Source organism: Diaphorobacter sp. JS3051 (assembly GCF_015832135.1).
Lineage (GTDB): Bacteria > Pseudomonadota > Gammaproteobacteria > Burkholderiales > Burkholderiaceae_C > Diaphorobacter > Diaphorobacter nitroreducens.
In genome coordinates, this window is sequence record NZ_CP065406.1 from 4,231,751 (window position 1) to 4,245,657 (window position 13,907).

Consider the following 13,907-nt stretch of genomic DNA (forward strand, 5'->3'; position numbering starts at 1 on the left):
GCAGTCTGCTAGAAGCCAGGAAGTCATGGCATCCTCCCCGCCCATGAAGCAAAGCAGCCTTGACCTGAAACTGAGCACCAAAAAGACCCGCAAGCAAGAACTGCTGATCCAGATGGATTTGGTGGTTCCCTGGGCTGCTCTGGTCGAACTCATTGCGCCCTATTACCCCGAAGGCAAGAACGGCCGCCCACCCTTTGCCCTGGAGACCATGCTGCGCATCCACTGCATGCAGCAGTGGTTCACCCTGTCAGATCTGGCGATGGAAGAGGCCTTCTTTGACACCCCGATCTACCGGGAGTTTGCAAGTCTTGATGCCCATGGGAGGGTGCCTGACGAGAGCACCATCCTGAGGTTTCGTCATCGGCTGGAGAAACACAAGCTGGCCGAGCAGATTCTGGCCACTGTCAACGAGCTTCTGGCAGCCCAGGGCTTGCTGCTCAAGGCAGGCACTGCGGTCGATGCCACACTGATCGCAGCGCCTAGCTCTACCAAGAACAAGGACAGAAAGCGCGATCCAGAGATGCATTCGAGCCAAAAGGGCAACGAATGGCACTTTGGCATGAAGGCCCATATCGGCGTGGATGCGGACTCGGGACTCGTGCATACCGTCATAGGCACCTCGGGTAACGTGGCCGACGTTGTAGAGGGCAACAGCTTGCTGCACGGGCAGGAGACAGACGGGTTTGGTGATGCGGGCTACCAAGGTATCGACAAGCGCCCGGATGCCAAGGAGGCAGTGCGGTGGCACATCGCGATGCGCCCAGGCAAACGCAGAGCGCTGGACAAAGAGAACAACCCCGTTGACGCGCTGATAGACCAAGTGGAGAAGATCAAGGCGAGCATCCGTGCCAAGGTGGAGCATCCCTTCAGGGTGATCAAACGACAGTTTGGATACACCAAGGTGCGCTACCGGGGATTGAAGAAGAACACGTTGCAGCTCAAGACGCTGTTTGCGCTGTCCAATCTTTGGATGGTGCGCCATCAATTGCTGGAGGCGCAGGGATGAGTGCCCCTGAAATCAGGCAAATGGCCGCAAAGGCGGTGCAGATGGCCCGCAAGGGCGTGGAAAGTGGTGCGAAGACCCAGGCTAAACGCCATCCATCGCACTATCTGAAACCGGTGACCTTGTAGCACTTACGCATTCGAGTTATTCAGGGCATCCTTAGACGAAATCAGCGCATCGGCGATATCGGGCGAGCGGTCCGGGGACGAGTTCAGATAATTGAGCACGCCAGCGGGCAGGCCGGCCTCCTGTACGCACTTCGCGATCAACGCGTGCGTGCCGGGGCTGAACTCGGAGCCTTTGAACACCACGGTATTGCCGCAGACCAACGGATACGCGATGGCCCGCGCCGCGAGCACTGCGGTGCCGTTCCATGGCGCGATACTCAAGATGGGGCCGACCGGCTGACGCAGCGTCATCGACAGGGTGTCAGGCTTGTCCGTCGGAATGGTTTCGCCTTGAATTTGGGTGGCCAGTGAGGCGGCTTCCCGGAATACATTGGCCGACAGGTGCACGTTGAACCCCGCCCACAGCGCGGAGGCTCCCACTTCCTTGGCCATCACTTCGATGAACTCGGGCGTTTTGCTCTCCATGACGTCTGCCACCTTCAAAAGAAGGCGCCGCCGCTACGAGGGTCCGACGGCCTTCCAGGACTTGAACGCCTCTTGAGCGGCTCGAGCCGCATTGACCGCATCGTCCACCGTGGCGTTCGCGCATTGGGTCACGACCTCGCCACTGACAGGGTGCTTGCGATCAAAGTATTTTTTGTCACCTGAATCGATCCAGGCGTCGTTGATAAACAATTTCGTCTTCATGGGGTGTCTCCTGAGAACGGGGTTGATAAATTTGCTTCAGTTAAAAATTCACTTGCGGCCGAGCGCCATGCCGCCATCAATGCTGATCACCGTGCCAGTGATGAACTTCCCTTGTTCTCGGGAGGCCAGCAAAAGGTACGGTGCCACCACGTCCTCGGGCCTTGCCGCGAACCCCAGGGGAGTCAGGCCTTTGATCATGTCATCGATGCCGGGCATGTCTTTCATTTTGGTTTTGTCGAAGCCAGCGCTTGCCGGGCCAGCCAAAGAAGTGATCGTGCCACCTGGCGCAACGCCATTGACCCGGATGTGCGGAGCCAATTCGTAGGCCAAAGCCTTGACCATGCCCAGCAACGCATGTTTGCTGGCAATGTAGCAAGAACCGCCGCCACCGACCGCATAGGAAGAAACGGAAGCCGTCACTACGACCGATCAGTTCGTCTTTTTGAGCTCCGGCAAGGCCGCGCTGATGCCGCTGAAATAGCTTTTGACGTTGATGTCAAATATCTCGTCGAAACTGCCCGAGAATTTCTCCCAGGCATCATCGATGCTCAGCATGTAATCCCATATCCCGGCATTTCCGATGAAGCAATCCAGGCGCCCGAACTTGGCAACCGTCTGTTTAACCAGCTTCTCATTGGTGGCGTGATCACGGACATCGCCCGCCACGATCTCAATGTCGTCTTTGAATTCACTGCGAAGACCCGCCTCTTGCTCCTCGTTGCGAACGAGTGCAGATACGCGATAACCGGCTGCCTTAAAAGAGCGAACCAACTCGAAACCAATGCCCGAGCCGGCGCCAGTGATGGCAACAACTTGCTGTGTGTTCATGGCAATAAATTTCTGTTAAAAATAATCACGAATGCCCGCCATCCAGGCAGGCATCCCCAGGGTTCACAGGAAGACCAACAGGTTGTGGGTCTGGGGAATGCGCTCCGGGTAGTCCACAAAGCGTTCGACCAATTTGATACCACCACCTTCGATGCGTTTCCATTTGTCTTCACGCGTTGCATAGAAGACGTCAACTTGGTTTTCTCGTCTGGCGCGATGGAGAATGAGGTTGGACCGCACATGCAGCATTTCCGGTGCGCTCTTGTCCTTGGCCGCCGTGACATTGGTGACGAAGCGGGTGTAGCGGATCTTCGGGTTGTTGGCCCAGTTCTGAGGATCCATCTGGTGTTCAACTCGAACTTTCAGCTGTTGATAGTTCTCGTTGTAGAGATTCACCGCATCATTCAGTTGGTATCGACGCTCGGAAGTGGAGCGAAGTTCTCGCGAGATCACTTGGTATTTGATCTCGGGGGCAACGCAGTGTTCAAGCCAGGCTTTGTAGGCCTGAATGTCCAGCAGGTGCGCTTCGCGGGTCAGGAGCGTGTTGACTTCTTGCAGTAGTGCATCATCTTGTACGATGAAGAAACGGTGAAATTCTTCGGCGTCGTGCGCGGAGACCAGCTTGTCTTCCTGGGTATTGATCATCATGGTTGGCTCCTGGATTAGCGATCAGTTGTCTTGGTGAGTTCGATGTGCCAATTTCGGGAGGCATTTTCGAACTCGGCCCAATTGGAGCTGCTGATGTGAGCCTGGTAGGCACGGTAGAATCCGCGATAGCTGGTTTCGCTCATTGCCGATTTGCCAACGACGCCCGGATAGCATTCGTCGCCGTAGACGTCCTTGCCGAAACCCAAACTGGCAATCTGATCAATGTTGTTGGATTGGTATTTCTTGGCATTTTGCGACAACGTCTCCATGTTTTCGTTGTCGTCGCTTTCCCAGAATCCTGCTGGTCCGATACTGCGCTGAACCGCGTCAGCCAAGCGACGCTTTAAGTCCTCAGGCATGTCTTTTTCTACGAAGGCATACGTCCAAACCTCGGTCGTGTTTTCATCGATCGGGTTCCAGACCTTGAAGGAAGCGGAGCCGGTCAAAAAGCTGTTGTTCGGGAAAACCGTGCCGTTCAGTAAGCTGCGGTAAATCCGTGCCCGGACATCGCCGATTTCCTTGGCGAGTTTTTCCTGTTTTGCGGCGCCGAATGCCATCAGATCGGGAACCATATCAGCGCTGAAGTTACCGGCGTAGTAGTCCCACGTTAAGCCCATTCCACTGCCATACTTGCTGGTCATTTGCAAGCCCGCGCCTTCGGGTGGAGGCTTAGCGTTGCCCGCAATAGGACTAAACACCGACTGCCCTGCGCGCAAAGCCGCTGCGTGCGTCCAACCAACGTGGTATTCGTCACCTACAAAGTTTTCCGCAAAAGGCTTCCAGTTGGCCTTAACCACCACTTTGCCGGGGGGGCCTACAAGTTCCAGGCCACCAGCGTGCTTGAAGGTGGGTTCCAGGTACCAGGCTGCATCACCCAGATAATCGATGAGCGGGGGAGCTTCTGCATCAAAACAGCCATAGATAAAGCCATGAAAGCTTTCGATGCGGGGGACTTCTTTCAAGCCCAGGCATTTCTTTTTGATCGCATCTCCGTACAACTCTTTTTCAAAGGGAACGCTTTGCAGTTCGCCGTTGGAACCGTAGCCCCAGCCGTGGTAGCCGCACACAAAGCCTTTCGCATTTCCGGCTTCAGTGTGAACTAGTGTCTTGCCCCGGTGACGGCAAACATTCAAAAAGGCTCGCACCGAGCCATCGTTCTGGCGGGAGACGATGACTTCATCGACGCCCATTTTGGCTGTGACATAGTCGCCGGGGGAGGGAATCAGACTGTCATGGGTCAGAAAAAGCCAGTTCCGCGCGAAGATGGTCTTCAATTCGTGCTGGAAAAGTTCTTTGTCGCCATGAATCAGGAGCTTTTGCGTCAGCCCTGCTTCACTCACTAAGTTTTGGTAACTCATAATTGCTTATCTCCTCTTGTTTGAAAACGGGTAGTGATTGGGTTGGGTGGGGTGATTTCCGGATTTGGCTTTCCTCCTGCAAAGAATTTTAGTCCAGCTTGAGCATTTAGTCCAGCTTGAGCATCACGCGCATGTTTTCGATTTTTACGGGGTAGGTTTTGATGTCCTGTGTCAGGGGTGTGCACAAGGCTTTACCCGTGCAAACATCGAATCGGCCTTGATGCAAAGGACATTCAATTTCCCGGCCTTCGAGAAAGCCGTCGCTCAAGCGCGCAGCCCCGTGGGTACACAAGTTGTCGGTGGCGAAGACCTCACCTTCCACCTCATAGAAGGCAATGTCTTTGCCTGCCACGATGACTCCGACCACATCGCCCTCAGGCACAGCGTCCCGTGCGATGGCATCAATCCAGTTCTCGGACATGTTCTGCAACCTCAAATGGGGTAGATGAGGGAGTTGGGGATCATCTCGCTGTCGTACACGCACAGTCCTCGAAAGGCTCGACATCGTGGTCGAAAGAGGCAAACACTGCACCGCCTCGGGCGGCCACCTTGAGCTTGGTCAGGCCGTGTTCTTCGAGTTTGAAGTCCTTGGGCATGCCGCCGTTGACCTTGCCGTCCTGCTTGACGCCACGGCGGAAGGGCACGCCCTGCAGGTCACCCTTGAGGCTGTAGTTCCACTGGTGGTAGGGGCAGAAGAAGTCCTTGGCGTTGCCGTGGCGCTCGCGGCAAAAGCGCATGCCACGGTGGGCGCAGACGTTCTCCACCACGTTGATGCCGCCATCCGGATCACGCACCATGATGACCGAGCGCTCACCGATCACCGTTCGCTTGAAGTCGCCTGGATTCGGAATCTCGGCTTCCAGGCCTACATAGCACCAGTGGTTTGCATAGAACAGGCGCTCCAATTCGCGCTTGTACAGGTCTTCGCGGGTGTAGGCCCAGAAGGGAACGCGGCTGCTACCTTCGCCCGGCCATTTCGGATCTTGGGGAAACACGGGTTTTAATCGTTGGGGTTCACTCATGGCTTGGTATCCTTGGGTTGAATTGGGTTCGCATGGTGCCTTCGCTCAGACGCCGCTGGGATAGAACGCATCGGCATGGATGTGCCCGGGTACTATGCCTAGGCGAGCAACGAGCAGGTTCAGGGCCTCGACCATGGCCGGAGCGCCACACAGGTAGGCGCGCCATCCCGCCAAATTGGGCAAGTCACGGCCGATCAGATCGGTGACCAGGCCGGATCGATGACCAGGGCCGGCAGGGCCTGTTGCAACAACGACATTCACCTTGAGATTCGGAAACCTTGCAGCCAATGCGTGAAGGCGTTCCTCGTCATAGATGTCCTGCTCGCTCCGCACACCGAAGTACAGATGGATGGGGTTGCTCATCCCGCTTTCCAGTGCGCCTCGAACGATCGAAAGGACGGGCGCCAGACCTGTTCCACCCCCCACACAAAGCATGGGGCCGGTGTGCGTGCGCCGCAGATAGGCCGTTCCGAGGGGGCCGCTGATCCGCACCGAAGCGCCTACGGACAGTTCATTGAAAACGTAGTTGCTGACATGCCCGCCCGGAACCGCGCGAATCTGAAACTCCATTTCCGCATCGCTAGGCAGCCCGGCCATCGAATAGGGGCGGACGCATTCGGGCGTGAACTGCACCGTTGCGTACTGGCCAGGGCTGAACTCAAGCGGTTTGGCCAGTTTGATGCGCAGGCGCCGGATGTCATGGGTGGCTTCGTCTATCGCTGTGACCGTCCCCTTGACGATGCGCGCCGGGTGAACCACGATCTCGTCAGATTCAGGAATCTCGATCGTGCAGTCTTCGGTCAGAACCGCCTGACAGGCCAGGACATAGGCCCCCTTTCCTGCCTGCGGGCGCCCTGTCTCGGAGCCGTTATCGCGAAGATGGCCGGCAATCACACGGCAACGGCAAGTGCCGCAGCGGCCCGACATGCAGCTATAAGAAATGGGGACCTCGTTGGACCTGAGCACGTCAAGCAGGGTGCTGCCGGTCTCCGCGTTCAGATGCAAATTGAGGGGTTCTACTACCAGTTCCATGCAAGCTTTTTTTTCAGTTGTCTCCGAATGGCTGCGATACTGGCGCGTCGATCGGTATAGCGCTATAGATCAAGTCTGATAGTTAAAATCACCAGCATGAATAATGGTGAGGCATCATGGATCTGCGCGACATCGACTTGAATCTGCTGGTGGTCTTCAACCAGCTACTGCTCGACCGGAGCGTATCGACGGCCGGCGAAAAACTGGGGCTGACGCAGCCTGCCGTCAGCAATTCACTTAAACGGCTGCGTGCGGCGCTAAAGGACGATTTGTTCTTGCGCACCTCAAAAGGCATGGAGCCGACACCGTATGCACTGCATCTTGCGGAGCCCGTGGTCTATGCGCTCAACACGCTGCAGACGGCACTGACGACCCGTGACTCTTTCGACCCATTTGCCAGCACGCGCACCTTCAACTTGGCAATGACCGACATCGGCGAGATGTACTTCATGCCCCCACTGATGGAAGCGCTTGCGCAACGAGCTCCTCACATCCAGATCAGCACGCTGCGCCCGAATGCTGGCAATCTGAAGGAGGATATGGAATCCGGTGCGGTTGATCTCGCCTTGGGTCTTCTGCCAGAGCTACAGACCGGATTCTTCCAGCGGCGCCTCTTTCGCCTCCGCTACGTATGCATGTTCCGCAAGGACCATCCAAGCGCCAAATCCCCCATGAGCCTGAGGCAGTTCAGTGAATTGGAGCATGTCGGCGTGGTCGCACTCAACACCGGACACGGTGAGGTCGATGGCCTGCTTGAACGCGCAGGCATCAAAAGGCGCATGCGACTGGTGGTGTCGCATTTCATTGCGGTCGGCCCCATTCTGCACAGCACCGACCTCATCGCGACCGTGCCGCAGCGTTTTGCCGTTCGCTGCGAAGTGCCTTTTGGTCTGACGACATCCCCGCACCCGGCCAAGCTGCCCGACATCGCCATCAACCTGTTTTGGCATGCCAAGTACAACCGGGATCCGGGCAACATGTGGCTACGTCAGTTGTTCGTCGAGCTTTTCTCTGAAGCATAAGCTTCCAGCAAACCCATATTGACTGCCGCGGTCGGCCATGGCTGAGGATCAGGATGTCGGTGGTCTGCCAACCGGTGCGGCGCAGTTCTCCCATGCGACTGGTCTTGTGCGTAGGCAGCCGGGTCGGAACTGCCATCGTCCGCCAGTTTGAACACCGCCACCGTCTGCACCAGCTCTTCGGACTGACCCTTCAGTCTGGAGGCCGCGGCGGCCATCTGCTCGACCAGCGCCGCGTTCTGTTGCGTTGCCTGGTCCATATTGGTGACGGCCTCGCCCACCCCCGGCGGCCACCCAAACTCCCCCACTGATGGCCACCTCAAACTCCCCCACCTGAGTTGATCGGGGACAGGGGGTAAACGCCGGCGCCGCTGGCACCTGTTGGCAGGACAGTAGTTCTGGTCTTCCCCGAGGGGAGGCCAAGGAGTGAATGTCTTGAAACCCAACCAACGGGCCACCGTCTACACGCTGCTCGAGCGTGGCAGCACCCAGCGCGAGATCGCGCGCATCACCGGAATCGACCGCAAGACCGTCAGGAGTTACCAACGTCGCCGGCAGGCCGAGCAGTCAAATTCCCCCGGGGTGGCCACCGGCCCTGATGCCATGGCCGCTCACGTGGCCGCGCAAATTCCCCCACCCTGGCCACCGGCTCCCACGTCAGTGGCCGCCTCCCTATGCGAGCCGTACCGCGACTTCATCGAGGCCCAACTGCGTCTCAAGCGCAACGCCACGGCCATCTACCAGGACCTGGTCGATGTCCACGGCTTTGCCGGCCAGTACAACTCGGTCAAACGCTTCGTGGCCCGGCTGCGTCACAAGGAGCCCGAACAATTCGACCGCCTGTCCTTCCTGCCCGCAGAGGAGATGCAGGTGGACTACGGTGAGGGTGCACCCACCCGGGTGCCGGGCAGCAACCGGTACCGCAAACCGCGCCTGTTCGTGGCCACGCTGCGCTACTCGCGGGCCAGCTTTCGGCACGTGGTCTGGAAGTCCAGCCAGCAGGTCTGGGCCGAGCTGCACGAGCGCGCGTTTCGCCACTTCGGTGGCTGCCCGCAGTACGTGGTGCTGGACAACCTCAAAGAGGGCGTCATCAAACCCGACCTGTATGAGCCCGAACTCAACCCGGTCTATGCCGCCACCCTGGCGCACTACGGCGTGGTGGCCGACCCGGCCCGGGTGCGTGACCCCAACCGCAAGGGTACGGTAGAGCACGCCATCGGCCACACCCAGGCCACGGCCTTGAAGGGCCGGCGCTTTGAGTCCATCGAAGAGCAGAACACCTTCCTGGCGCAATGGGAGAAGAATTGGGCAGCCAAGCGCATCCACGGCACCGAGCGGCGCCAGGTGCAGGCCATGTTCGCGGAAGAACGCCCCCACCTCAAAGCTTTGCCACTGCTGGGCATGCAGTATTTCGAAGAGGTCCAGCGCACGGTGTGCGACGACAGCTGTGTGCGGGTGGAGCACAGCAGCTACGCCGCGCGCCCGGCGGTCATCGGATCGAAGGTGCGGGTGCGCATCTTCGCCCAGCGCATCCAGATCTTTGATCTGCAAACCGGCACCTTGCTGCGCAGTCACCCCAAGGCTGAACGCCCCGGCACCGTGGTGCTGCCCCAGGATGAGCGGGTGTTCAACCCCTCGCGTGAGACCCGCCTGATCCTGCGCCAGGCCGGCCAGATTGGCGAACACGCCGCCCGGCTGTGCCAGTTGCTCTTTGCCATCGAGGGCCGGGTGGGCCAGCGCAAGCTCTGGGGCATCGTCGGCCTGGTGCGCCGATATCCGGCGCATTGTGTCAACGCCGCTTGCGCCCAGGCTCTGGAGCAGGGCATCTACAGCTTCAAGCGCGTCCAGGCATTGACAGAGGCGCTCTTTGCCGATGCGCTTGAAGCCATCGAGACCCAGGCCGGTGGCGAGCATGTAACGCCCACCACGGCGACCCTGACCCAGCAGCACGAGCTGATCCGCGATGCCGATGAATACGGTGACCTGTTTGCCCACGCTGCGGCCACCGCCGCAGTTGGGAGCCAGCCATGAACATGGTCGAGATCGAGCGCGCGCTGCGCCAGCTGCGCCTGTCGGGTATTGCCGAGACCCTGTCGACCCGCGTGATGCAGGCCCAGGTCGCCCAGGAGCCATTTCTGCAGACCTTCGCCGCCATGCTTCAGGATGAGCTCGACCGGCGCCGATCGCGCCTGACAGAGCGCCGCTACAAGCGCTCGGGTCTGGACGAGAAGGTCAGCCTGGCCGACTTCGACTGGCGTTTCAACCCCAAGCTGCCCCGCGCGGCCTGCTTTGAGCTGCACACCCTGAAGTTCATCGCCGAGGGTTCCAACGCGCTCATCGTCGGTAAACCCGGCACCGGCAAGTCTCACATTGCCAAGGCCATCGCCTACCAGGCCACGCTGGGCGGCCACGATGTGCGTTACCTCGAGGCCGACGCCGAATTCGCCCGCTACGCGCTGGCAAGTGCCACCGAGCGCATCGGCCTGCTCAAGGAGTGGGTGGAGCCTGACCTGATCATCTTGGACGATCTGTTCCTGGCCAGGCGTATCAGCGAGCACGCCGCCGAGGTCCTGCAGGCCATCGTGCATCAGCGCTACAAGCTGCGCCGCGCCATCGTGGTGACCTCCAACCGCGTGGTGCAGGACTGGGGTCGCTATCTGGGCGACGCCACAATGGCGACCACCATCCTGGACCGCCTCATGCACCGCTGCACGATGCTGGAATTCGAGGGCAAGAGCTACCGGCTCAAAGAGGCCGCCGCACGCATCGCCATCGGCACTGAGTCGTCATAATCCAACCGGTCTTGCCTGGGGAATTTGGGGTGGCCACAGGTGGGGGAATTTGGACTGGCCATCGGGGGGAAGCGCGCGGCCTTGCCAAGGAATCGCCCCCCCAACATCACCAGCAGTGACACCGTGAGCACGGCGACCATGCCGAACAAAAATTTCTGGCGCAGGGTGAATTGGGGCATGGGTTGTGTTCTTTCAGTGGAAACGGGGGTCTCCTCGTTTTCAGTGCAATAAGTGACGGTACGAAAAGCTAGCACTGGCGCGGAGGTGGTGTTGGTAGATCGTTGATTTCATTGACTTTCCTGTTCACTTTCAAATCTGCGATTCGTGGCGTCAAACCGTGGTCGGTTTCATCCATTGGTGCCAGTTATCGATGCATTTGGCCGCGAAGGCAGGATTTGGTCAGCATAGCGGTCAACCGGGAAGCGAAACACACCCCGCAAGTTGATGCTCTCCAGCCTGGTGGGCGCAATCTTCCCGATCAGTTCCGGTGGAATGACCTGGCGGCGGTTCGACCAGCGATCCAGGACCGCCTGCATCTGTGAGGTATTCCACGCCATCACGATGTTGGCCATCAGGCTCAACGCATCGGCCACAGCCTGCATTTCATCGACACGTTTGGCCTGCGCCGGGCTGATCCGGCCGGTATAAATGGCGCGCTTGAGGGCGTTAACAGCCTCGCCCCGATTGAGCACCCGGCGCAACTCGTTCCTGAAAGCGTCCTTGACAAAGTAGTCAGCCAAAAACGCCGTACGCAGCAACCGCCCCAATTGCACGCCAGCCTCATAGATTGGATCGCCCTGGGCGGCAGAACCGAACCGCGCAAGAGCTGCCACCGCACTGGCATGTCCGCTCATGACCGAGGCTGCCAGGTGCACCAGACTATCCCAATGCTTTTCGATCAAAGCGACGTCGACATTGGCTTCGCACACCGCAGCGATTTCTGCGGGCACTTTGGTGCCGCGTGGCACAAAGAGGTGGCGCTGTTTGAGTTCCTTCAACCGCGGGCAAAGATCAAAACCAAGCAAACGGGCATGTGACATGGCAAAGTCGGTGTAGCCATGGGTATCCACAGCAAGCTGGCTGGTCTCCAGCTTTTCTTGGCGGATGACACCTTCAATGGCCACGCCCGCCTGGCGCTCATTGAGCACAAAGGGCTGCGCATGGAAGATGCCCCACCGGTCTTTTACATGGGAGTAGATTCCAATGGAAGGTGTGTTGCGCCGAGGATCAAGCCGGGCTTGCCACACCCGTTTGGTGGTCTCCATGGTCATCATGTCAGAAGATGCCAAATCGGACCGCCCCCAGGTGGCGGCAATCGGGTGTCGCTGCATGAATTCCAGCACAGCCTGGCAGGCCTGGCTCAGACGCCGTTCGTCCCGCGCCCAGCGCATGGCCTGGCGAATGCTGGTGGCAGACAATTGCGGAATCATGCGCGCGCATTCGACCGCAGTCAGACTGGTGCCGTGGGCCATGATGCCGGCATAGACCATCAGCAGCTCGTCGGTAGAGCGCGGCTCACGTCCGAGCATGATCCAGCTAAAGCGCACCTGGGCGTCAACGGCCAGAATCACTTCCGGCAATTGAACCTCACCGATGCGGTGATCCAAAGCCGCGCGCAGCTTGGTCACTTCTGGGTCTTCGTCCTCTGCGGGCAATGGCGACAAATGGAGTTCATCATCCACGCGCAGTACGCCACTGCGGGCTGCAGCGGCCACCGCATCGACACCGGCAGTTACTCTGGCCAGCAAAGGCTTCAAGAAAGTGGCAGCCTTGCTGGGTAACGATAGACGGGCATAGTGTTTCTTGGACTCTGCCTGCCAACGCTCGTCCGTGAAGAACAAGCGCGCACGACCCCGAAAGCTCAGGCTGTGCTCAATCCAGACCGAGCCATTGCGCACCGCGCGGCGCAGGGCAAACAGGGTGGCCACCTCCAACGCCTGAAACGCCCGTTCCCGGTCTGGGCTGGAGATCGAAACCTGCCAGATCATTCCCAGACTTGGTGCCACCACTTCAACTGGCAGCTTTCTGGATCCTTTGAGATATAAAGCTTGCAGCTTGGCAAGGTACTCGATGGCAGGATGCTCGCCGGTGGCCTGCCAGGGCAGCTTTGCAATGGCGACGAGCAACGACCGCACGGGGCGAATTCCATCAATCAATCCCTCGCGGACCAGGGAGGCCCTGCTCGGTGGTTTGCGTTTCTGGGTTTCGGTGATCAAGGCTTCAAGACGGGCACGCAACTCAGCATCTGGCACCGCACCTTGCGCGCTCAAGGCAACAAGTTCGCCGAGCAGCGTTTTGTACATTGCGGCCCAATTGACGGTAGCGGGGACATCGGCGGCAGCCTGACGCCACAGATCGGCGATCCGGCGCTGCACCATAAGGATCAACTGGTCTGTGGTGGTGAACAGGCAATACCGAAGAAAGCATGCGACCTCCACGGTGCGCGCTGGCTCTTTGATCTTGGCTCCGGCTGAGGGCGGCCTGGAGACAAGTCGGCGCGCGTAGCGGCGCAAGATGAGATCGGGGATGTCTGCCAGGTGCTTATGAACGTCCAGCGTGTAAAGCAGGTCGATGCGCTCCAGTACCTCGCTGATTTGGCGGGTTGAGTGTTTCGCCGGTGCAGCCCATAGCCAACTCTGCTGGGTTTGTCCATCTGGGCGCAGCTCTGAAACTGAGGCTCGCCAGCGATCAAGTGTTGCTGGATCAACGCTGGCGGCGATGGCGGTGCCTGTTTCAACTTCAAGCTGGGCAAGTGCCGCCGCAATCAGTGTCCGAATTGCCCGCTCGTGCACGATCACCAGCTTGTTCTTGTACAGCCATTGACGCGCCCGCACGAGTAGCTGATCGCGGTCGGCGCAGCGCGCCACTTCGTCGCGCAGTTCACGTACCAGTGAGCGGCGCTGGTGCTCGCTCATCCACTGGAATCCAAGGACCGTGCAGGCTACTTGTTGGTGATCGAATAGCGTGCGCCCGCGTTCATACATGGCTCTCAGCGAGGCGACTTCTGGTGCTGCAATGCCAAGCTCGTTGCCAAGGTGGCGCCACAAGGCTACTGGAATTACCCGAAAGGCACCGAGCAAACGCCCACTCATGCGCAGGAAACCAATATGGAGCGCCAGACCAAGCTTGTGGGAATCACCTCGGCGTGCATTGATTGCGTCGCGCTCGGCACCATCGAAGGTGAAAAATGCCTTCATCTCGAAGTCGCTGATATCGCGGGGGAGCCCACGCATCCCCAAAAACGTTGTGTGCCAACCCTGCATCGTGAACCTCAAAAGTGGGAGGCCACCATACCCGTTTACAAAGCGAACAGGAAAGTCAATGAAATCAACGGTCTACCCAGACCACCCCCGCGCCAGTGCTAGCTTTGCGTACCGTCACTTATTGCAC

General features: G+C 58.9%; 10 protein-coding genes and 4 pseudogenes. 5 read left to right on the top strand and 9 right to left on the bottom strand.

Features of this window, described 5'->3' with window-relative positions; all coding sequences use genetic code 11:
- The first annotated feature begins 43 nt into the window (after positions 1–43).
- Both I3K84_RS20160 and I3K84_RS22480 read left to right on the top strand, forming a co-directional pair.
- Complete coding sequence (locus I3K84_RS20160) at positions 44–1,006, top strand: IS5 family transposase (protein WP_011806097.1); 963 nt, start codon at positions 44–46, stop codon at positions 1,004–1,006.
- Positions 1,003–1,131 (top strand): hypothetical protein, encoded by a 129-nt coding sequence (locus I3K84_RS22480; RefSeq protein WP_255352815.1) that lies wholly within the window; start codon positions 1,003–1,005, stop codon positions 1,129–1,131. The genes I3K84_RS20160 and I3K84_RS22480 overlap by 4 nt, the downstream gene beginning before the upstream one ends.
- A gap of 27 nt (positions 1,132–1,158) precedes the next feature.
- Here I3K84_RS22480 and I3K84_RS20165 read toward each other — a convergent pair.
- From I3K84_RS20165 to nagAa, 7 genes and pseudogenes are all read right to left on the bottom strand, one after another.
- Positions 1,159–1,818: pseudogene (locus tag I3K84_RS20165) on the bottom strand (aldehyde dehydrogenase family protein); the annotation flags it as partial.
- Positions 1,819–1,866: 48 nt separating this feature from the next.
- Positions 1,867–2,646 (bottom strand): annotated as a pseudogene (gene nagB, locus I3K84_RS20170) (1,2-dihydroxy-1,2-dihydronaphthalene dehydrogenase NagB).
- Positions 2,647–2,709: 63 nt separating this feature from the next.
- Positions 2,710–3,294 carry an aromatic-ring-hydroxylating dioxygenase subunit beta gene (locus tag I3K84_RS20175; RefSeq protein WP_196995250.1) on the bottom strand — a complete coding sequence of 195 codons (585 nt, stop codon included), beginning with the start codon at positions 3,292–3,294 and terminating at the stop codon, positions 2,710–2,712.
- A gap of 14 nt (positions 3,295–3,308) precedes the next feature.
- Positions 3,309–4,652, bottom strand: a complete 1,344-nt coding sequence (locus tag I3K84_RS20180; protein ID WP_196995251.1) for an aromatic ring-hydroxylating dioxygenase subunit alpha — start codon at positions 4,650–4,652, stop codon at positions 3,309–3,311.
- A gap of 106 nt (positions 4,653–4,758) precedes the next feature.
- Positions 4,759–5,073 (bottom strand): non-heme iron oxygenase ferredoxin subunit, encoded by a 315-nt coding sequence (locus tag I3K84_RS20185; protein WP_011806222.1) that lies wholly within the window; start codon positions 5,071–5,073, stop codon positions 4,759–4,761.
- Between the two features lie 64 nt (positions 5,074–5,137).
- Positions 5,138–5,674, bottom strand: a pseudogene (gene nagG / locus I3K84_RS20190) (salicylate 5-hydroxylase large oxygenase NagG); the annotation flags it as partial.
- 45 nt (positions 5,675–5,719) lie between these two features.
- Complete coding sequence (gene nagAa, locus I3K84_RS20195) at positions 5,720–6,706, bottom strand: naphthalene 1,2-dioxygenase/salicylate 5-hydroxylase systems ferredoxin--NAD(P)(+) reductase NagAa (protein ID WP_011806220.1); 987 nt, start codon at positions 6,704–6,706, stop codon at positions 5,720–5,722.
- A gap of 116 nt (positions 6,707–6,822) precedes the next feature.
- Between nagAa and nagR the strand changes: the two genes are divergently transcribed.
- A complete protein-coding gene (gene nagR / locus I3K84_RS20200; RefSeq protein WP_011806219.1) occupies positions 6,823–7,728 on the top strand; it encodes a naphthalene degradation transcriptional regulator NagR in 906 nt (301 codons plus the stop codon).
- Here nagR and I3K84_RS22380 read toward each other — a convergent pair.
- Positions 7,695–8,006: pseudogene (locus I3K84_RS22380) on the bottom strand (hypothetical protein); the annotation flags it as partial. The gene nagR and the pseudogene I3K84_RS22380 overlap by 34 nt on opposite strands.
- 145 nt (positions 8,007–8,151) lie before the next feature.
- Here I3K84_RS22380 and istA point away from each other — a divergent pair.
- Entirely contained in the window at positions 8,152–9,756 is a 1,605-nt protein-coding gene (istA, locus tag I3K84_RS20210) for an IS21 family transposase (protein WP_034303860.1), read from the top strand.
- Positions 9,753–10,517: an IS21-like element helper ATPase IstB gene (gene istB, locus I3K84_RS20215; protein ID WP_011804279.1), complete on the top strand. Its 765-nt coding sequence runs from the start codon at positions 9,753–9,755 to the stop codon at positions 10,515–10,517. The genes istA and istB overlap by 4 nt, the downstream gene beginning before the upstream one ends.
- 347 nt (positions 10,518–10,864) lie before the next feature.
- Here istB and I3K84_RS20220 read toward each other — a convergent pair whose 3' ends face one another.
- The gene (locus I3K84_RS20220; protein ID WP_003158660.1) at positions 10,865–13,780 is read right to left on the bottom strand and encodes a Tn3-like element IS1071 family transposase; all 2,916 of its coding nucleotides are present in this window, start codon (positions 13,778–13,780) and stop codon (positions 10,865–10,867) included.
- Positions 13,781–13,907 lie beyond the last annotated feature (127 nt).